General features: G+C 68.3%; 18 protein-coding genes. 9 read left to right on the forward strand and 9 right to left on the reverse strand.

The features are described from left to right. Positions 1–97 precede the first annotated feature (97 nt). Complete coding sequence (locus ACN0TP_RS11985) at positions 98–1,699, forward strand: ABC-F family ATP-binding cassette domain-containing protein (RefSeq protein WP_417219277.1); 1,602 nt, start codon at positions 98–100, stop codon at positions 1,697–1,699. 108 nt (positions 1,700–1,807) lie between these two features. On the opposite strand, the gene ACN0TP_RS11990 is transcribed toward ACN0TP_RS11985, so the two are convergent. From ACN0TP_RS11990 to ACN0TP_RS12000, 3 genes are read right to left on the reverse strand one after another with little or no spacing between them, the layout of a single operon-like run. Continuing rightward, positions 1,808–2,701: an SURF1 family protein gene (locus tag ACN0TP_RS11990; RefSeq protein ID WP_417219279.1), complete on the reverse strand. Its 894-nt coding sequence runs from the start codon at positions 2,699–2,701 to the stop codon at positions 1,808–1,810. Between the two features lie 4 nt (positions 2,702–2,705). After that, entirely contained in the window at positions 2,706–2,948 is a 243-nt protein-coding gene (locus ACN0TP_RS11995) for a hypothetical protein (RefSeq protein WP_417219282.1), read from the reverse strand. Beyond that, complete coding sequence (locus ACN0TP_RS12000; protein WP_417219288.1) at positions 2,945–3,457, reverse strand: DUF3099 domain-containing protein; 513 nt, start codon at positions 3,455–3,457, stop codon at positions 2,945–2,947. Before ACN0TP_RS12000 ends, ACN0TP_RS11995 begins: the two co-directional genes overlap by 4 nt. A 109-nt stretch (positions 3,458–3,566) precedes the next feature. On the opposite strand from ACN0TP_RS12000, the gene fabG reads away from it, so the two are divergent. After that, entirely contained in the window at positions 3,567–4,292 is a 726-nt protein-coding gene (gene fabG / locus ACN0TP_RS12005) for a 3-oxoacyl-ACP reductase FabG (protein ID WP_417219291.1), read from the forward strand. Between the two features lie 143 nt (positions 4,293–4,435). Then, on the forward strand, positions 4,436–5,179 hold the full coding sequence (locus ACN0TP_RS12010; protein WP_417219293.1) for an SDR family oxidoreductase: 744 nt from the start codon (positions 4,436–4,438) through the stop codon (positions 5,177–5,179). Positions 5,180–5,287: 108 nt separating this feature from the next. Here the strand turns inward: ACN0TP_RS12010 and ACN0TP_RS12015 are convergent, their stop codons facing one another. Together ACN0TP_RS12015 and serB are read right to left on the reverse strand one after the other, a co-directional pair. Further along, entirely contained in the window at positions 5,288–6,985 is a 1,698-nt protein-coding gene (locus ACN0TP_RS12015; RefSeq protein ID WP_417219410.1) for a VanW family protein, read from the reverse strand. Positions 6,986–7,124: 139 nt separating this feature from the next. Beyond that, positions 7,125–8,057, reverse strand: a complete 933-nt coding sequence (gene serB, locus ACN0TP_RS12020; protein WP_417219295.1) for a phosphoserine phosphatase SerB — start codon at positions 8,055–8,057, stop codon at positions 7,125–7,127. Positions 8,058–8,187: 130 nt separating this feature from the next. Here serB and ACN0TP_RS12025 point away from each other — a divergent pair, with 130 nt between their 5' ends. The 4 genes from ACN0TP_RS12025 to ACN0TP_RS12040 all read left to right on the forward strand — a co-directional run bounded on the left by ACN0TP_RS12025 (position 8,188) and on the right by ACN0TP_RS12040 (position 10,973). After that, a complete protein-coding gene (locus ACN0TP_RS12025; RefSeq protein WP_417219297.1) occupies positions 8,188–8,979 on the forward strand; it encodes an ABC transporter ATP-binding protein in 792 nt (263 codons plus the stop codon). 14 nt (positions 8,980–8,993) lie between these two features. Further along, positions 8,994–9,788: a sulfite exporter TauE/SafE family protein gene (locus tag ACN0TP_RS12030; protein ID WP_417219300.1), complete on the forward strand. Its 795-nt coding sequence runs from the start codon at positions 8,994–8,996 to the stop codon at positions 9,786–9,788. Further along, a complete protein-coding gene (locus ACN0TP_RS12035) occupies positions 9,788–10,594 on the forward strand; it encodes a TrmH family RNA methyltransferase (RefSeq protein WP_417219302.1) in 807 nt (268 codons plus the stop codon). The genes ACN0TP_RS12030 and ACN0TP_RS12035 overlap by 1 nt, the downstream gene beginning before the upstream one ends. A gap of 124 nt (positions 10,595–10,718) precedes the next feature. After that, on the forward strand, positions 10,719–10,973 hold the full coding sequence (locus tag ACN0TP_RS12040; RefSeq protein WP_417219304.1) for a type B 50S ribosomal protein L31: 255 nt from the start codon (positions 10,719–10,721) through the stop codon (positions 10,971–10,973). Between the two features lie 72 nt (positions 10,974–11,045). Here the strand turns inward: ACN0TP_RS12040 and ACN0TP_RS12045 are convergent, their stop codons facing one another. Beyond that, positions 11,046–11,375, reverse strand: a complete 330-nt coding sequence (locus ACN0TP_RS12045; protein WP_417219306.1) for a GNAT family N-acetyltransferase — start codon at positions 11,373–11,375, stop codon at positions 11,046–11,048. Positions 11,376–11,614: 239 nt separating this feature from the next. Here ACN0TP_RS12045 and ACN0TP_RS12050 point away from each other — a divergent pair, with 239 nt between their 5' ends. Continuing rightward, the gene (locus ACN0TP_RS12050; RefSeq protein WP_417219308.1) at positions 11,615–12,721 is read left to right on the forward strand and encodes a lipoate--protein ligase family protein; all 1,107 of its coding nucleotides are present in this window, start codon (positions 11,615–11,617) and stop codon (positions 12,719–12,721) included. Here the strand turns inward: ACN0TP_RS12050 and pepN are convergent. From pepN to glgC, 3 genes are read right to left on the reverse strand one after another with little or no spacing between them, the layout of a single operon-like run. Beyond that, positions 12,718–15,342: an aminopeptidase N gene (gene pepN / locus ACN0TP_RS12055; protein ID WP_417219311.1), complete on the reverse strand. Its 2,625-nt coding sequence runs from the start codon at positions 15,340–15,342 to the stop codon at positions 12,718–12,720. The two genes, ACN0TP_RS12050 and pepN, sit on opposite strands and share 4 nt — an antisense overlap. A gap of 36 nt (positions 15,343–15,378) precedes the next feature. Continuing rightward, positions 15,379–16,857 carry an SDR family NAD(P)-dependent oxidoreductase gene (locus ACN0TP_RS12060; RefSeq protein WP_417219314.1) on the reverse strand — a complete coding sequence of 493 codons (1,479 nt, stop codon included), beginning with the start codon at positions 16,855–16,857 and terminating at the stop codon, positions 15,379–15,381. A gap of 45 nt (positions 16,858–16,902) precedes the next feature. Further along, positions 16,903–18,165, reverse strand: a complete 1,263-nt coding sequence (gene glgC / locus ACN0TP_RS12065; RefSeq protein WP_417219316.1) for a glucose-1-phosphate adenylyltransferase — start codon at positions 18,163–18,165, stop codon at positions 16,903–16,905. Positions 18,166–18,267: 102 nt separating this feature from the next. Between glgC and glgA the strand changes: the two genes are divergently transcribed. Beyond that, complete coding sequence (gene glgA / locus ACN0TP_RS12070; RefSeq protein WP_417219318.1) at positions 18,268–19,476, forward strand: glycogen synthase; 1,209 nt, start codon at positions 18,268–18,270, stop codon at positions 19,474–19,476. Positions 19,477–19,531 lie beyond the last annotated feature (55 nt).

The raw sequence follows: 19,531 nt of genomic DNA on the forward strand, positions 1-19,531 counted from the left end.
CGGTGTGCCGGTCATCACCCCACGCGCGGCCGGCCCGGCACGCGTACACTGGAAAGGTTGCGTGTGAGCGCATCGCATTCCATTCGAGAGGTTTCTTGTGATTTCCGTAGCCGACCTTGAGCTCCGTGCCGGTGCTCGACTCCTGATGGAGGGTGTCTCCTTCCGCATCGACCAGGGGGACAAGATCGGCCTGGTCGGGCGCAACGGCGCCGGCAAGACGACCATGACCCGCGTCCTGGCGGGGGAGTCCGAGCCGACCGGCGGCACCGTGATCCGCCAGGGATCCGTCGGCTACCTCCCGCAGGACCCACGCACCCCCAACATGGGCCAGCTGGCCCGCGACCGCATCCTCTCCGCCCGTGGCCTGGACGAGATCGTCACCAAGCTCAAGAAGTGCCAGGACGAGATGGGCAGCGAGGACGAGTCCATCCGCACCAAGGCGATGAACCGCTACGACCGCTTGGACGCAGAGTTCATGTCCCGTGGCGGCTATGCCGCGGAGGCCGAGGCTGCGGCCATCTGCAACAACCTGGCGTTGCCCGAACGCCTGCTCAACCAGACCCTGGACACGCTCTCCGGCGGCCAGCGTCGACGCGTGGAGCTGGCACGGATCCTCTACGCCAACGCCGAGACGCTGCTGCTCGATGAGCCCACCAACCACCTCGACGCCGACTCCATCGCCTGGCTGCGCGAGTTCCTGAAGAACCACCAGGGCGGTCTCATGGTGATCTCCCACGACAACGAACTGCTCGAGGCCACGGTGAACAAGGTGATCCACCTAGACGCCAACCGGGCGACGATGGACCTGTACAACCTCGGCTGGAAGCGCTACCTCGAACAGCGCGAAACCGACGAGCGCTCCCGCCGACGCGAACGGGCGAACACCGAGAAGAAGGCCACCACCCTGCTGGCCCAGGCCAACAAGATGAAGGCCCGCGCCTCCGGCGCCTCCGCCGCGCAGAGCATGCTCAAGCGCGTGGACCGCCTCATGGGCGGGCTGGAGGGCGTGCGCGTGCAGGATCGCGTGGCGGCACTGCGCTTCCCGGATCCGGCACCCTGCGGCAAGACCCCGATGATGGCCAAGAACCTCAGCAAGTCCTACGGATCCCTGGAGATCTTCATGGACGTCGACCTGGCGATCGACCGCGGTTCCAAGGTCGTCATCCTCGGGTTGAACGGTGCCGGCAAGACGACGCTGCTGCGCATGCTCGCCGGTGTCGGGGAACCGGATACCGGGGAAGTCATCGCCGGCCACGGGCTCAAGATCGGCTACTACGCCCAGGAGCACGACACCCTGGACACCGAACGCAGCGTCTTGGAGAACATGCGATCCGCGGCCCCCGACAGCCTCGGGGACGCCGAGGTGCGTGGCATCCTCGGGTCCTTCATGTTCAGCGGGGACGACGTGAACAAACCGGCCGGGGTGCTCTCCGGTGGCGAGAAGACCCGCCTGGCCCTGGCCACGATCGTGGCCTCCAGCGCCAACGTGCTGCTGCTCGATGAGCCGACGAACAACCTGGACCCCGCCAGCCGCTCCGAGATCCTCAACGCGCTGGGCAACTATCCTGGCGCCGTCGTCATGGTCAGCCACGATGAGGGTGCCGTGGCCGCGTTGAATCCCGAGCGCGTGGTCCTGCTGCCCGACGGCGACGAGGACCTCTGGAACGACAGCTACCTGGATCTGGTGACGCTGGCCTGAGAACCAGCTGCACCCCGTGCGGGCCTCCGGCGTTGGCCGGGGGCCCGCCGTCGTCCCTGCCGCAGTGAAGGCAACGGGGCACACCCGCGTCCACGCGCGGCCCTGCAGTTAGCGGTTCGCCCGATCCTCGAACGCATCGAGGTAGGCGTCCTCGAGTTCCTCATCGGTGGGGGCCCCATCGCGGCGGCGGGTCTTCCGGGTCCGCGGCGGGCGGTAGGCGGAGTGGACGACCTCGACGCCCGCCGCCTTGGCCTCGGCGGCCTGTTGTGCGTCTTCCCGGTTGATGCGGGCCTGCTGCCGGGCGGCATAGCCCAGGCCGACGAAGGAGAGCACGCCGAAGGCGAACCATTGCAGCGAGTAGGACAGGTGGTTGCCCGTATCCACCGATGGCCGTTCCAGGGCCACCGGCATGGGGTCGACCGCCGGCTTTTCCTGGTCCACGATCCCGTAGGCTCCCGGCGCGACCGGGTATCCGAGGGTTTCGGCCACCCGGGGGAGCTCGATGGAGGCGATCTGGCCCGCGGGCGCCGACCGGGAGACCGCCGGCTCCCCGACCTTCAGGCGGGCGATGACCTGCACGTCGCCGGTCGGGGGAGCGGGAACGGTGTCAGGACGACCCGAGGACTTGTCCCCGATGGGCAGCCAGCCGCGGTCGATCATGACCACGGTTCCCTCCCGGGTGCGGAACGGCACCAGGACCTCGTACCCGGGGGAGCCAGCATTGGTCCGGTTGCGCACGATCAGCGTGTCGTCGGGGAGGTAGCGTCCCGACATCCTCACGGGAGTCCAGGCCTTGTCCTCGGGGAGCGACTGGAAGTAGGGCCGGGCCTGCTCGAAGGACAGCGGGGCGGCGTCGTAGTTGGCGTCGACCCGTGAATTATCGGTCCGGGCCTCGTCGAGCCGGTTCATCTGCCAGCGGCCCAGTCCCACACAGGCTGCCGCGAAGATGCAGACCAGCAGCAGCCAGCCGAGCCAGCGCGTGCTGGCCAGGAATCGATACACGGGTTCAGCCCTCCTGGGCGTCGTCGGTGAGCGGGCGAGATTCCCTGAACAGGCCGCGTTCGCTCAAATACGTGGTCAACCAGTCCCGGTGGTCCCCACAGGCCAACCAGATCTTGCGGCGTTCCGGTGTGTGGATGCGCGGGTTGTTCCACAGCAGCTGCCAGGAGGCCGGCTGGCGGCAGCCCTTGCGGGAACAGGTCGGAGTGGCCGGGCCGTCGGACCCGGAGAGCTGGTCGAAAATGCTCATTCGCTGCCGTTTTCCGTCCCCTGGCGTCCGGCTGCGGTGTCCGGGCCCTCGGAGGTGTACCACTGCCCGGGCAGGACCTCGGATTCCGCGCCCTGCGCTGCGCCGCCGCCGGTCCGGTCCGTCTGGTCGGTCGCAGCCGCGGGGTCTGCCGGCGCCGGGTGGGGCTCGTCGTCGTCCTGGGTGGCGTCCTGCGCGGAGGCTCCCAGCTCGGCCACCGGCTCATGGTCGTAGTAGTTGCTCTCACTGCGCTTGTCCAGGTTCGTTCCGCTGGCGTTGGCGACGATCACCGCGAAATACGGCAGGATCACTGCCAGCACGAGCATCACGACCTGCAGCCAGCCGTGGACGAAGAAGGCGGCGATGAAGCAGGCCAGGCGCACCGACATGGACACCGTGTACTTCACCGTGCGCGAATGCATGTCGGCGGAACGCGACTCATCGGCGGAGGTGATCCGCTGCGGGCGGCCGGCCGCGGGCCGCGCGTGGAGGTGGTGGGGATTCTGGCTCATGGTTCTTCCGTGGGGTACCCCTCCATTGTCTCACCGTCGACTCGATCCGCCGAACCCGCACGCCGTTAGACTGGTGCCGAAACCACTGAGCACCCGACCTGGAGGACCCATGACCGAAAACGCCCAGCACACCCCGCGCAGCGTCCTGATCACCGGAGGCAACCGGGGGATCGGTCTGGCCATCGCCCGGGCCTTCGAGGCCAACGGCGACAAGGTGGCCATCACCTACCGCAGCGGCGAGGTCCCCGCGGGCCTGCTCGGAGTGCGGGCCGACGTGACTGACACGGCCTCGATCGACGCGGCGTTCACCGAGGTCGAAGCCGCCCACGGTCCGGTCGAGGTGCTCGTGGCCAATGCCGGCATGACCCGCGACATGCTGCTGCTGCGCATGAACGAGGACGACTTCTCCTCGGTGTTGGACACCAACCTCACCGGTGCCTTCCGCGTCATCAAGCGGGCCTCCAAGGGCATGATCCGCGCGCGCAAGGGCCGGATCGTGCTGATCTCCTCCGTGGTGGGCCTGCTCGGATCCGCCGGACAGGTCAACTATGCGGCCTCCAAGGCGGGCCTGGTGGGCATGGCCCGCTCGATCACCCGCGAACTCGGCTCCCGCGGCATCACCGCCAACGTCGTCGCCCCGGGCTTCGTGAACACCGACATGACAGCCGAGCTGCCCGAGGCCACCCAGAAGGAATACCTCTCCAGCATCCCGGCGGCACGTTTTGCCGAGCCGACGGAGATCGCGGCAGTGGTGCGCTGGCTCGCCGGCGACGAGGCAGCCTACATCTCCGGTGCCGTCATCCCGGTCGACGGCGGACTGGGCATGGGCCACTAGGGCCGCACCCCACCCAATTTTGGAGCTTCCCTACAACTGCACGACGCCGGTCGGGCTGGCAAGATGGAGGGGAGCGCCCGCGACGCGGGCACCTTTTTGCAGCATTCCCACAACTCCGGGGCCCACCCGGACTAGGAGCATTCATGAGCGATCTCTCCGGCAAGACAGCCATCGTCACCGGTTCCTCGCGCGGCATCGGCGCCGAGGTGGCCAAGAACCTCGCGGCCGACGGTGCCGCCGTCGTCGTCAACTACCGGCAGAAGGCCCCCCGGGCCAACAAGATCGTCGCCGGCATCACCGAGGCCGGCGGCCAGGCGGTGGCCGTGGGCGCCGACCTGACCGAGGAGGCAGGGGCCCAGGCACTGGTCGATGCGGCCCTGGAGAACTTCGGATCCCTCGACGTGCTGGTGCTCAACGCATCCGGCGGCATGGAATCGGGCCTCGGCGAGGACTATGCGCTGCGGCTGAACCGGGACGCGCAGGTGAACATGCTGCGTACCGCGGCAGCCGTTATGCCCGCCGGATCCCGGGTCGTGTTCGTGACCAGCCACCAGGCCCACTTCATCGACAAGGTCCAGACCCTGGACGCGTACGAACCGGTGGCCCGGTCCAAGCGTGCCGGCGAGCTGGCCCTGCGCGAGGAGATCCCGGCCCTGGAGGCCAAGGGCATTTCACTGGTCGTCATCTCCGGGGACATGATCGAGGGAACCGTGACGGCCACCCTGCTGGATCGGGCACAGCCAGGGGCCATCGAGGAACGCCGCAAGGCCGCGGGGAAGCTGCTCAGCGTCGAGGAATTCGGCGTCCACGTGGCGGCGATGGTCAGTGCAGATGTCCCCACCGGACACACCGAATACGCCGGCGGCGCCGGGCATTTCCTGGACTGACCCCACCCGGTCCTGCCACGGCATCGCAGGGCCGATGCAGGAAGGGCGTTCGCCCGGCACCCGGTGCCAGGCGAACGCCCTTCATGCGTTCCGCTGGTCCCGGAACCCCTACTTCTTCTTCGGGTCCTTGCCGCAGACGATCTTGTTCCACGGCTGGTAGGTCCAGTGCAGGCTGTCGCGCAGCACCTCGGAGCCCGCGGTGCGCGTGCGGTGCACGTCCACGGTGAAGCCCTTTTGACCGCCCGATTCGGAGACGCACTTCTCGGCGTCGTTGTACCGGGTGATGGGGCTGGTCTGGTTGTAGTGGTCCGACGTGGTCGAGGTGACCTTGTACTTCTTGGTTCCCCACAGCCGGGTATGGACACGGTCGCTGCCCACCCACGCCTGGATCATGACGGCATGGCCGGTGTTGTTCTTCCAGGCCATGTCGATCTGTCCCTCCCAGAGGGTGGACTCGCGGCCGGCAGGGTAGCGGTCGAACCAGCGGCTATGCGGACGGTGGGTGATGTCATCCATCCCGCCGAGCCAGCCGACGTTGAAGAGCTGGGTGGAGATCTGCGAGAGGCCGCCACCGACCGCAGTGGTGGAGAACCCATCCTCGACGACGCCCGACTCGTAGTAGCCGTTGGCCACGGTGATCGGGGCCAGCGCCTTGGTCAGGGAGAAGGTTTCCCCGGGCATCACGATCAGCCCATTGAGTTTCGCCGAGCCGGCCTTCAGGTTCTTGGTGCGGACCGTGTCGCTGGTCGGATAGGGGCTGGAGAACTCGACGATCTGCTCCTTGACGCCCAGGGCCTTGGCCTTTTTCGTCGTCAAGTCAGGTTGGGTGACCTTCAGGTCCACCGTGGCGGTCCGGTCCTTGGTGGTGGCCGCAGCCAGGATCTTGTCGGAGAGCTTGGCGGTATCGACGCCGTGGCCCTCAACGGCCGGCACGATGGCCGGCCTGCCGCCGCGCAGGACGATCTTCGCGTCCCGGGCCGTCGAGGCCATTTTCGGGTTGGCCTTCAGGAGCTGCTCCGCGAGCTGGTCGTTGTCCAGTTTCATCGTCACGGCGCCGTCGGCGACGCTGAAGGAGGCGGCCTTCGCCAAGACGGCGGGGGACAACGTGGCGGACAGCTTCCCGGCGGACACGGTGACGTCGTCCTTCACCAGCGGCTTGGCCTGGTCGTCGCGGGCCTTCTCAAAGGCGGCCACCGGGGTCTTCGGTTCCACGCTGGTCGCCGGAACGTCGATGGGCTGGGTGGCACCGAACCAGGAATCCCGGATCGTGTCGGCCGCTGCCTCGGCATCGATGCCCTGGCCCGCCTTCGGCGCCGTGTAGTCGAGGGCAGCGTCCTTGAACGCGATCTTGCCCTCGGTGGCTTTGGCGTCCAGCTTCGGCCGCAGCCCCTCGACGGCGTCGGTGAGCATGCCCTGGTCCTCGGTCAGGACCGGCTCCACCGATTCCCCTCCCGTGATGCGTTGCCACAGGACGACGGGGTTCAGCGAATATCCGGTCTGCCCGGCCAGCGTGGCGTCCACGTCAAGCCCGAACCCGGCGTTGGCCGGAATGAGCTCGGCGCTCTTCTTGCCGGCGGAGATCGTGATCGGCTCGGTGACCAGCGGGTCGAGCTTCTCGTGCAACCGCGCTGCGGCGTCTGCGGAGTTCAGGCCACCGATCGTCACGCCGTGCACGCTGGCACCCTGGGGGATCTGGTCTCCAACGAGGGCGGCCCCACCGGCGTAGGCTCCCGCGAGGACGACGACAGCGCCTCCTCCGATCAGCCAGCCCTTGAGGTTCTTGCCGCTGCGTTGCTTATCCCGCATTTTCACCCGTGCATGCTCCATGTCAGTGGTCAGGATGGGCGCACCCAACCGTGCACACCTGTTGCATCCTAGCGCCGGTGCCCGTGCGCACCGTGCAGGCGGGGACGCGAAGCCGCCGGTAGTTATGCAATCGTCATGATCAAACGCCCGACAAATGCCGCACGATGTCCAACCGCGGCACGTCGATCGCCGCGTCGGCCGCCGCCCGCAGGGCCGGTTTCGCCCGGTAGGCGATGCCCAGGCCGGCAGCCCGGACCATCAACAGGTCATTTGCCCCGTCGCCCGCGGCGATGGTGTGCTCCACCGGGATCCCGGCGTCGGCGGCCCAGCGGCGCAGGCAGGCTTCCTTGGTGGCCGCGTCGACCACCTCGCCCGAAACGGTTCCGGTCAGGACGCCGTCGGCGATTCCCAGATCGTTGGCCCGGGCGAAATCCAAGCCCAGCCCATCGGCCAAGGGCGTGAGGATCTGCTGGAATCCCCCGGAAACCACTCCCACCAGGTGCCCGGCGGCATGGAAGGCCTCCACCAGTTCCCTGGCACCCTCCGAGAGCACGACGGCGGCACGCACCGTCTCGATGACGCCGGCATCGAGCCCGGCCAACGTCTGCACGCGGGCATGCAGGCTCCCGGCGAAATCCAGTTCCCCGCGCATCGCCGCCTCCGTGACGGCCGCAACCTCGGCTTCACGTCCCGCATGGGCAGCCAACAGCTCGATGACCTCCTGCTGGATCAGCGTGGAGTCGACATCCATCACCAACAACTTGCGCGGCGCCTCGATGAGGGCTGCCGGAACCAGCGCGTGGAGCTGGCCATCCCGGGCATCGGAGTCGAGGTCTGCGGCCAGCGCGGTGCGCACCCGCTCCAGCTGCGGCGGGCCATCCGCCGTCGCTTCCTGCGCCAGCGCGCGACGGGTGCCCGCATAGCCAGGTCCCGCAAAGGAAGTGGTGGACACCACGGTGAGGCCATGGGCTGCCAGCACCGCATCCAGCCGTTGTGCTGCGGCCGATTCGTCGGCGGCGGGGGAGCTTGCCGGTTCGCTGTGGTGGGACACGAGGTAGGCGCAGATCTGCATGGTGGAATTCTCCCGTGTCCACACCCGGGGACGCCAATTCGCGTCGTTCCCTGGACCGATCACGACGCGGAGGAGCCCGGACGGGGCGGCGTTTGGCCGATCACGGCACTGTTGCCTTAGTGTTTTGCCTATGAATGATGTGCTTTCCTTCGCCGGAATCGACGTGGTCCGCGGCCAGAAGAACCTGCTGACGGGCATCGACTGGCAGGTGGAGGACGACGAGCGGTGGGTGGTCCTGGGCCCCAACGGCGCTGGGAAGACGACGTTGCTGCAGATCGCTGCGGCGCGCATGCACCCCACCCACGGCACCGCCTCCATCCTCGGTGAAACGCTGGGCCGTGTGGACGTGTTCGAGCTGCGCCCGCGCATCGGGCTGTCCTCCGGGGCACTCGCTTCCCACATCCCCGACCACGAGACGGTGCTGAACACCGTGGTCACCGCGGCGTACGGCACCACCGGACGGTGGCGTGAGAAGTACGACCAGATGGACGAGCGCCGGGCCTTTGGCCTATTGCACGACTGGGGCATGTCCACCCTGATGAACCGCAGATTCGGGTCGCTGAGCGACGGCGAACGCAAACGCGTCCAGATCGCCCGCGCCCTGATGACCGACCCCGAACTGCTGCTGCTCGACGAGCCGGGCGCCGGCCTGGACCTCGCCGGCCGGGAGGACCTGGTGGCACGTCTGTCAGAACTCGCCGCCGACGAGGACGCCCCGGCCATGGTCCTGGTGACCCACCACCTGGAAGAGATCCCGCCGGGCTTCACCCACGCGCTGCTGCTGAACGAGGGGGCCGTTGTGGCGTCCGGCCCCATCGGCACCACGCTTACCGAGGCCAACCTCGCCTCCACGTTCGGGATGGACCTGGCCCTGCGTGAGGATGCCGGCCGGTACACCGCCGTCGCCCGCCACGGCGCCTAGGACCGGCGCCGCGCATGGAATTGTGGAGGGAACTGGTCGTCGGCTTCGCCGGCCTGTGGGCCGGGACGATCAACACCATCGTGGGCTCTGGCTCGCTGGTGACCTTCCCGGTGCTCGTCGCCCTGGGGTATGCACCGGTCAACTCGATCATCTCCAACGCCATGGGCCTGGTCGCCGGGGGGTTCTCCGGCGCGTGGGGCTACCGCCGGGAGGCGCGCAGCGTTCCGAAGACCATGCTGAAACTGCTGCCGGCCTCGCTGCTGGGCGGCATCCTCGGGGCCTTCCTGTTGCTGCACCTGCCCGAGAGCGTCTTCGGATACGTGGCACCGGTGCTGATCGCCATCGCCGTGCTGCTGGTCATCTTCCAGCCGCGGCTGGCCCGCTGGGTCCGCGAACGCCAGGCCGGTGAGCCGCTGCGCCCCGAACATGCCGACGAGCAGAAGCTCCCGCTGCTGGTGTACGTGCTGGTGTTCCTCATCGGCGTCTACGGCGGGTATTTCACCGCAGCCCAGGGCATCCTGCTCATGGCCGTGCTCGGGATCTTCTTCCACGGCTCGTTGCAGCAGTCCAATGCCATCAAGGTCATCCTCTCGCTGGTGGTCAACCTGGTCGCCGCCGCCTCGTACCTGCTCTTCGCCTTCGACAGGATCAACTGGCCCGTCGTCGCGCTGATCGCCGTCGGTTCGTTGATCGGCGGGTTCATCGGGGCGAAGGTCGGCCGGAAGCTCTCGCCACTGCTGCTGCGCGGCTTCATCGTCGTGCTGGGCATCGTGGCACTGGTGAACATGATCGCCAAGCTGGTCAACTGATGCCGGTCATCGACCTCGTGTCGGCGGACGACCCGCGGGTCGCGGACTACGTGGCCCTGTCCGACGCCGCCCTGCGCCAACGCACCGACCCGGGGCGTGGGCTCTACATCGCCGAGAGCTCCAAGGTGCTGCGGCGTGCGCTGGCCGCCGGGCATGTGCCGCGGTCCTTCTTCCTGGCCCCGAAATGGCTGGACGGGCTCTCCGACGTGCTCGACGCCCACCCCGACGTTCCTGTCTTTGTCGGCGCCCCGGGGGTGCTGGAGGAGATCACCGGATTCCACCTGCACCGCGGTGCCCTCGCGGCCATGAACCGCCCGGCCCCGGTTCCGTTGGCCGAGGCCCTCGCCGGGGCGCGACGTGTCATCGTGCTCGAGGACATCGTGGACCACACCAACCTGGGAGCCATCTTCCGGTCCGCCGCCGCATTGGGGATCGACGCCGTACTGGTCTCACCGCGGTGCGCGGACCCGTTGTACCGCCGGTCCATCAGGGTCAGCATGGGCGGGGTGTTCCAGGTGCCCTGGGTCCGGCTCGGGCAGTGGGATGCGGGACTCAGGCAGCTGCGGTCCGCGGGCTTCACCCTGGCAGCGATGGAACTGACGGACGACGCCCAGGACATCGACCAGGTCGCCGCCGAATCGATCGAACGGCTGGCCCTGGTGCTCGGCACCGAAGGTGCCGGTGTCTCCGCGGCCACGCTGGCCGCCGTGGACCGCGCCGTCATGATCCCGATGCGTGCCGGTGTCGACTCGCTGAACGTTGCTGCCGCGTCGGCCGTGGCCATGTGGGAACTACGCGCCAGGTAGGCGCGCCGATTTCCATCGGTGTCCGGCGGTGGGATATAGTGAACAGTCGGTTCCGTGTCGAATGGAACGACGTACCCGTATGGCTTCTGGCAAAATCCAGGGGCTCGAGCAAAGGTTTATAATCATGAAGTCCAACACGCACCCGAAGTACGGGCCGGTCGTTTTCAATGACCTGGCCTCCGGTGAAAAGGTCCTGACCCGCAGCACCGCCTCCTCGAACAAGACCATCGAGTGGGAAGACGGCAACACCTACCCGGTCATCGACGTCGAAATCTCCGCCGCCTCGCACCCGTTCTACACGGGCAAGCAGCGCATCATGGACTCGGCAGGACGCGTCGAGCGCTTCAACGCCCGGTTCAAGAACTTCGGCAAGAAGTAAGCACGCACTTCATGCGCAAGGGGACCCCTCGGGGTCCCCTTCGTCGTTAACGGCAGGTCGTTGACGCGCAGTTCAGTCGAAGAGTGCCGTGTGTGCGCTGGACACCGGGTCGATGTGTTCGGCGAAGTCGTCGTGCGTCGTCGTCCACTTCACGACGTAGGGGCACATCGGCACGACACGGAACCCGGCGTCCACCGACTGCCGGATGGCCTCGCGGGTCAGCACCGACGCCAGGCCCCGGCCACCGAAGGCGTCGTCGATGAGCGTGTGGTAGAGGATGCGTTGCGGTGTCCCGGCATCCTCGGTGTCGCGGTAGGACGAGGATCCCGCGGCCTGCCCGTCCACGGTGATGTCGTACCGGTGCTGGGCGGTGTTGGGTGTGACGTCGATGGCCTCTGCCATGATCGCTCCTTCGGATGGCTGCTAATGATGGTCTGGCGGCCTGCCCTGCGGCTCCGCATCAAGCCCGACGGGGATTGATGCGGAGAGCCCGAGGGGATCGGGGTGCGTGGGTGCACGCCAGGGTGTGCAACGCCTTCCACCCGTGGGGAGGGAATCGGTCCCTGAGGGGCAGACGGTCGCGGGCGCTCATGTTCGCCAGTGTAGCCCGGGGCAGTGCCGGCAGTTACTAGGATGGGGGCATGCCAGTTGACGATGCAGCACCCCGCGAAAACCCCCCCTACACCCACCATGGCGAATACAAGGTCCCGGGCGGCAAGCTCGTCGTCGCCGACCTCGAGGTCGCCGGCCAGGGGCCCGACGAGCGGATCGTCCGGGCCAATGTCAACGGTGACTTCTTCCTTGAGCCGGACGAGGCCCTGGATGACATCAACGCCGCGCTGGTCGGGTTGGATGCCGCCTCGCCGCACTCGAGCATCCGCGACGCCGTCGATGCCGCGGTGGACGATGACGCAGTGATGTTCGGCTTCGACCCGGCCGCCGTGGCCACCGCCGTCCGCCGGGCCCTGGGCCTGGCCACCGGCTGGGAGGACCACGACTGGGAGGTCATCGGCCCGGTCACCCTGCCCATCGCCGTGAACGTGGCATTGGATGAGGTGATGACCCGCGAGGTCATGGAAGGCACGCGCAAGCCCACCCTGCGGTTTTGGGACTGGAACGAGCCGGCCGTGGCCATTGGCAGCTTCCAGTCCGTCCGCAACGAGATCGACCCCGAGGGGGCTGCCCGACATGGGGTGACCGTCGTGCGCCGCATCAGCGGCGGCGGGGCCATGTTCATGGAGGCCGGCAACTGCATCACCTATTCGCTGTATCTGCCGGCGTCACTGGTCGACGGGATGAGCTTTGCCGATTCGTATCCCTTCCTGGACGCCTGGGTCATGGAATCGCTGCAGCGCCTGGGCGTCGAGGCGTTCTACAAGCCGCTCAACGACATTGCCACACCCCAGGGGAAGATCGGGGGCGCAGCCCAGAAGCGCTTTGCCGGCGGCGCCATCCTGCACCATGTTACGATGAGCTACGACATCGATGCCGACAAGATGACCGAGGTGCTGCGCATCGGCAAGGAGAAGATCTCCGACAAGGGGATCGCCAGCGCCAAGAAACGGGTCGACCCGCTCAAGCGCCAGGCCGGCGTGCCGCGGGCCGAGATCATCGAGACGATGGTCTCCACCTTCGCGGCACGCTACGGGGCCGATCGGACCGAGATCGGTGCCGCCACCCTCCAGCGGGCCGATCGGTTGGCCGATGAGAAGTTCCGTACCGAGGAGTGGCTGAACCGCGTCCCCTAAACGGCCGCCTGTCCGCGCAGCGTCCGGGCCAACTGGTCGCGCTGTTCGATGATGATCCGGCGCAGGGCGCGCGGCGCGTCGGGATGTTCGGCGAGCCAGCCGTCGGCCGTGCGCAGCACCGGGTGTGAATCCGCTCCCTCCGGGCCCAGGTCCTGCGCACCGGGGAAGAGCCCCTGGACGGTCCGGGTGGCCAGGCCAATGCTGCGTTCGGCCCAGATGCCCTCCAGCGCCGGCCAGTACCTGTCGTAATAGGGGTCGATGAGTTCGTGGGATCCCACGAGGAACCCGTCAACGCTCGCGCTGAGCACGTCGTTCGACAGTGCCGTCCCGTTGGCGGCGGTTCCGGTCAGTGCCGCGTCAAAGGCTGCCCGCTTGACCGCGGGTTCGGGCCGTGCGGCCATCGCCAGGGCGTGCCCCACCGAGGCGACCGCCGACGGATGGGCCTCCCGCTCGGCATCCAGCGCTGTCGCGTCGAGGTGGCCGCGGGCCGCGCCCGCCTGCAGCAGCGCCCAGCGCAGCTGTTCGTCCACGACCAAGCCGGGTACCGCCGAGGAACCGTCGAGCAAGCCGTCGACGACGTCATCGAGACCGCCGTGGCGGGCGAGCCCTGCCAGGCGGCGGGCAAAGGCCACCTGTGCATCGGAACCCGGCTCGGCCTCCAGCAGGAAGCCGTGGACGGCGCCCGCCAGTGCCCCCTGCTCGCCGTCCCTGACGGCCGGCGGGCAGTAGAGCCGGACGGCGGACGCTGCCTGGTCCAGGATCATGGTCAGCACGCCGACGTCGGTGATGGTGTCCACGTGGCGGCGCACCGCCTGCAGGAACACCGGGGCCGGCAGGTCGGCGTCGCGGACCATCGACCAGAGGGCGGCCCAGGCGGTGGCGCGTGCCAGCGGTTCGTCCAGGGTGCCCAGGTGTTCCAGCAGCACCGACAGGCTGCCGTCGTCGAACCCGACCTTGGCGTAGGTCAGGTCACCGTCGTTGGGGAGGATGACCGCTGGCCGTGGCCGGCCGATGAGGTCGGGGATGTTGGTGCTGGCGCCGGTGACGTCCATCCGGAAGCCGCCGGAGCGCTGGAGCCGGCCCTCGCGCAGGTCGAAGGTGCCCAGCCCCAGGGTGTGGGGGCGGAGTGCGGGGGATCCCGTGACCGGGTCCACGCCCTGCTGGATGATCACCGCAGTGGTGATGATTCCGCCGTCGTCCTCCTCGAGTTCCACCCGCAGCGATCCGACACCGGCGCTGCGCAGCCAGGCGTCGGCCCAGGCTCCCATGTCCCGTCCGGAGGCCTCCTCCAGGACGGCCAGGAAGTCGGCGAGGGACGTGTTGCCGTAGGCGTGGCGGCGGAAATAGGTGCGCGCGGCGGAGGTGAACGCCTCCCGGCCCACGAAGGCGTCGAGCTGCTTGAGCACCGAGGCACCCTTGGCGTAGGTGATGCCGTCGAAGTTCTGCCGGGCGGCCTCCAGATCGGGGATGTCCGCGACGATCGGATGGGTGGTTGGCAGCTGGTCCTGCACGTACGCCCAGGCCTTGCGCCGGTTAGCGAAGGTGACCCAGGCGGTCTCGAAGGCGGTGGCCTCGGCGACGGCCAGGGTGCCGATGAAGTCGGCGAACGACTCCTTCAGCCACAGGTCGTCCCACCAGCGCATGGTGACCAGGTCGCCGAACCACATGTGGGCCATCTCGTGCAGGAGCGTGTTCGCGCGGGCCTCGTACTGGGCCTCGGTGGCGTGGGAGGTGAAGACGTAGTGCTCGGTGAAGGTCACCAGCCCGGGGTTCTCCATGGCGCCGAGGTTGTATTCGGGGACGAAGGCCTGCTCGTACTTGCCCCAGGGGTAGGGGTAGTCGAAGAGTTCGTGGAAGAAGTCCAGCCCCTGCTTGGTCGTGGCGAACAACGTTTCGTGGTCGAAATGAGGTGCCAGCGACGCCCTGCAGGTCAGGCCCAGGGGCACGTCCAGGACGGTGCCGTCGGCGAGGGTGCGCTGCCAGCTGTCGGTGACGTAGTGGTAGGGGCCCGCCAGGATCGTGGTGATGTACGTCGACATCGGCAGGGTGGGGGCGAACACGGTGGTCGCTGTGCCGTCCTCGTGGTCGGTGCGTTCGGCCACCGACTGGTTGGAGGCCACGTGCCAGGCGGTGGGCGCGGTGACGGTGAAAGTGAACGGCGCCTTCAGATCTGGCTGTTCGAAGGTGGCGAACACGCGGCGCGCATCTGCAGGCTCGTACTGCGTGTAGAGGTAGGTCTCGCCGTCCACCGGGTCCACGAAACGGTGCATGCCCTCACCGGAGGTCGAATACAGGGCGGTGCCGTCGACCTCGACGACGTTCTCTCCGGGCTCGGTGGTGAAGTGGATCCGCGAGCCGTCCACCGTGGTCGCCACGTCGAGCCGGCGCCCGTTGTGCACGACGGCGGTGACCCCGCCATGGATGAAATCCAGGAAGGTCCCGACGCCCGCGGATGCCGCGGTGAACGCCACCCGGGTCCGGGAGCGGTAGCCGGCGGTGTCGGGGTCCGGTGCACCGCTCAGGTCGAGGGCGACCTCATACGAATCGACGGTGAGGATCCCGGCGCGCTCGGCGGCCTCGTCGCGGGTCAGGTTCTGGTTCTGGGGCTGCTGGATATCCACCCCACCATTGAACCATGAAGCAGGTGTTGCATATCACTACCAGGGTGAAGGCCGGTAGTCCTTGATGAAGCAGCCCCGCAGGTCCTCGCCTGCTTCCCCGGCGACGATGGGGTGGTAGACCCGCGCCGCCCCGTCGATCAGGTCCAACGGTGCGTGCCAGCCCTCTGCGGCGTGGCGGATCTTCGATTCGTGGGGACGCTCGTCCGTGATCCACCCGGTGTCCACGGCCGTCATGAGGATGCCGTCGGTCTCCAGCAGTTCCTCGGCCGCCGTGCGGGTGAGCATGTTGAGAGCTGCCTTGGCCATGTTCGTGTGGGGATGCCCGGCACCCTTGTAGACCCGGGAGAACTGGCCCTCCATCGCCGAGACGTTCACGACGTACTTGCGCCGTGCCGCAGCGGCGGCCATGGCCGGGCGCAGCAGGCTGGCCAGCAGGAACGGGGCGGTGACGTTGCACAGCTGGACCTCCAGCAGCTCCAGCGCCTCGACCTGGCCCAGGTTCTGTGTCCAGCTGTTCACCGACACCAGATCGGGGACGAGCCCGCCGGCGTCGATGGCGGTCCCGGCGGCGATGCGCTCGAGCGACGCCGAACCGGCGGTCATCGCCAATTCGGCGAGCCGCTCCGGGGCGACGCCCATCGTGGATTCCAGGGCAGCGGTATCGAGGTCGAAGGCAGCCGCCAGAGCCTGCGGGTGGGCCTGCGGGGCGACACCTGCACCCCAGACCTCGGGTCCGCCGTTGGCCATTGACAGCGCGGGGGCCAACGGACGTGCCTCGGCCTCGATGAGGTGGCGGTAGGCATTGCCGGAACGGCGGACCGTCTGTGCCGCGTTGTTGATGAGGATGTCCAGCGGACCGGCCGCGGCGAGGCGTTCTGCGAGGGAGACCACCTGCGAGGGGTCGCGCAGGTCGATGCCCACGATGCGCAGCCGGTGCAGCCAGTCGCCGCTGTCCTCCAGTGCCGCGAAACGCCGTGCTGCGTCCGCCGGGAATCGGGTGGTGATGGTGGTGTGGGCGCCGTCGCGCAGCAGCCGCAGGGCGATGTGCATGCCGATCTTGGCGCGGCCCCCGGTCAGCAGGGCGCGGCGGCCGGTCAGATCCACCCGGGCCTCGCGCCAGTGGCGGCCGCTCGCCGCGCAGTCGGGGCAGAGCAGGTGGTGGAACGCGTCGACCTTCGTGAACGGCTGCTTGCAGATGTAGCACTTGCGCGGCTGCCGGTATTCGCCCGCGCTGCCATCGGCAGTGGCCGAGGACAGATCGAGCCCCTCGGTCTCGTCGTCGAGCCGGTTGGCGGCACCGGTGGCGGTGCGTTCCATGACCTTGCGGTCGGCATCCAGGACGGCCTGGCGGGCCTCGGTCCGTCGGGCGCGCTTGACCTCCTTGAACATCTTGGCCGTGGCCCGGCGGACGGCGATGAATTGCTCGTCGTCATCGGGCAGCTGGTGGATGCGTTCGAGAACGCCCAGGCAGGCGGCCAGGTCGTCGGGGGAGATGGGGGAGGAATGCTCAGTCATGACGGGAGAACTCTACCGCCTGCCGTCCACCACGGACGACCCGGTCTAGGCCGTGACGAGGTCCTCCTCCGCCGTCACCTCTTGCCCCTTGGCCAGGATGGTGAGCCCCGAGTCGGTGACGGTGAATCCGCGGGCCCGGTCCTTCTGCGGGTCCACCCCGATCTGCGCTCCGGGCGGGACCACGACGTTCTTGTCGATGATCGCGTGCTTGACCACGGCACCGGCTCCGATGACGACGTTGTCCAGCAGCACCGACTCCTCGACCTGGGCCCCGGCATCGACGCGCACGTCCACCGACAGGACCGATTTGCACACGGTGCCGCCGGAGATCACGACGCCGGCTGCGAGCAGGGAATCATGGGCCTCGCCGGGGGTGCCGTCCTTGGCCCGGATGAGCTTGGAGGGTGGGGAGCTGTGGTGCCGGGTGTGGATCGGCCACTCCTGGTTGTAGAGGTTGAACTCGGGGATCGGTGCCACCAGGTCCATGTGGGCTTCGTAATAGGACTCCAACGTGCCGACATCGCGCCAGTAGCGCACCCGCTGCAGGTCCTCTCCGGGAACCGGGTTGGCCGAGAAGTCGTAGACCGCGCAATCACCACGTGCGACGAATCCCGGGATGATGTCCCCGCCCATGTCGTGCTGGGTGTCCTCGCGTTCGTTGTCCGAGCGCAAGGCCTCCAGCAGGGGGCCCGTGGTGAAGATGTAGTTGCCCATCGAGGCCAGGAAGTTCTCCGGGTCATCGGCCAGGCCCGGCGTGGTGGCGGGCTTCTCGACGAAGGCCGAAATCCGGTCGGGGGACGAAGGGTCGGTTTCGATGACGCCGAACTGGTCGGCCAGGGACCGCGGCTGGCGCACGGCCGAGACCGAGGCGGAGGCACCCGAGGCGATATGTGCATCCAGCATGGCGGAGAAGTCCATCCGGTACACGTGGTCGGCGCCCACGACCAGGACGTAGTCGGGCTTGGAGTCGTGGATGAGGTTCAGCGACTGGAAGATGGCGTTGGCCGAGCCGAGGAACCAGTCCTTGCCCAGACGCTGCTGGGCCGGGACGGAAGCGACGTAGTTGCCCAGCTGGGTGGACATCCTCCAGGTCTCCGAGACGTGCCGGTCCAGGCTGTGTGACTTGTACTGGGTCAACACGACGACCTGGAGATAGCCGGAGTTCACGACGTTGGACAGGGCGAAGTCGATCAGCCGGTACCCTCCGGCAAACGGGACGGCAGGTTTGGCCCGATCCGCCGTCAAGGGCATCAACCGCTTGCCTTCTCCGCCGGCCAAGACCACTGCGAGGACCTTTTTCTGGGGCATGGCGACTCCCTGCAACTCGTTCCATCCCGGCGGGGTGGCCCGCCGGCTTCACCTTGTGGGATCACACTATGGCAGAACTCACGAAGCGACTACGTTGGGGGTGTGAGAGTCGACATTGTTACCAAAGAATTCCCTCCGGCCATCTACGGGGGAGCCGGCGTCCACGTCGCCGAACTGGCCCGCGTGCTGGCCCCGCTGACCAAGCTGCACGTCCACGCCTTCGGTGGGGAGCGCCCCACCGACTACCACGGCGCCACAGTGGCCAGCTACGCCGAACCCGATGACCTGGCGGACGGCAACCCGGCGCTGGCGACCCTGGGGACGGATCTGCGCATCGTCCCGGCCCTGGCCGGCGCCGACGTCATCCATTCGCACACCTGGTATGCGAACATGGCCGGCCACTGGGGCGCACTGATGAACGACGTTCCCCACGTGCTCAGCGCCCACTCCCTCGAACCCCTGCGCCCGTGGAAGGCCGAGCAGCTCGGCGGCGGCTACGCCGTCAGCTCGTGGGCCGAATCCACCGCCTACCATGCCGCCGATGCCATCATCGCCGTCTCCGACGGCATGCGCCGGGACATCCTCTCCGCCTATCCGGGGGTGGACCCGGAACGCGTGCACGTGGTGCACAACGGCGTCGACGTCCAGTCCTGGCAGCCGGCGCCCCATCTGGACGACCTGCCCTCACTGGGCATCGATCCGGGAAAGCGCACGGTCGCCTTCGTCGGGCGCATCACCCGGCAGAAGGGTGTTCCCTACCTGCTGCGGGCAGCTGCCCTGCTTCCGCCCGACGTGCAGCTGGTGCTGTGCGCCGGGGCTGCCGACACCCCCGAGCTCGCCGCCGAGGTGGCCGGGCTGATCGCGGAATTGCGCGCGAGCCGCGAGTCGGTGGTCGTCATCGAGCGGATGCTGCCCCGCCATGAACTCATCCAGGTGCTCACGCAGGCCACGGTCTTCGCGTGCCCCTCGATCTATGAGCCCCTGGGCATCGTGAACCTGGAGGCCATGGCCTGCTCGACGGCAGTGGTGGCCAGCGCCGTCGGCGGGATCCCGGAGGTGGTCGCCGACGGGGAAACCGGCTACCTGGTGCCGCTGGAACAGCTACCCGACGCCTCGGGGACGCCGCGTGATGTCGAGGTCTTCGTCGCCGATTTCGCCGCCGCGCTGAACCGGGCGCTGGAGGATGGCGACCGGGCTGCCGCCATGGGAGCTGCCGGTCGCCGCCGCGCCGCCGAGCACTTCAGCTGGGAAGCCATCGCGCAGCGGACCCTCGAGGTCTACCGGGCAGCCATCGGCTCCCGGTCCCGCTGACCGCCAACGACGACGCCGCCGGGCTCCCCTGGAGGGGAACCCGGCGGCGTCGTGT

The organism is Arthrobacter sp. (genome assembly GCF_048266065.1).
Taxonomy (GTDB): Bacteria; Actinomycetota; Actinomycetes; order Actinomycetales; family Micrococcaceae; genus Arthrobacter_H.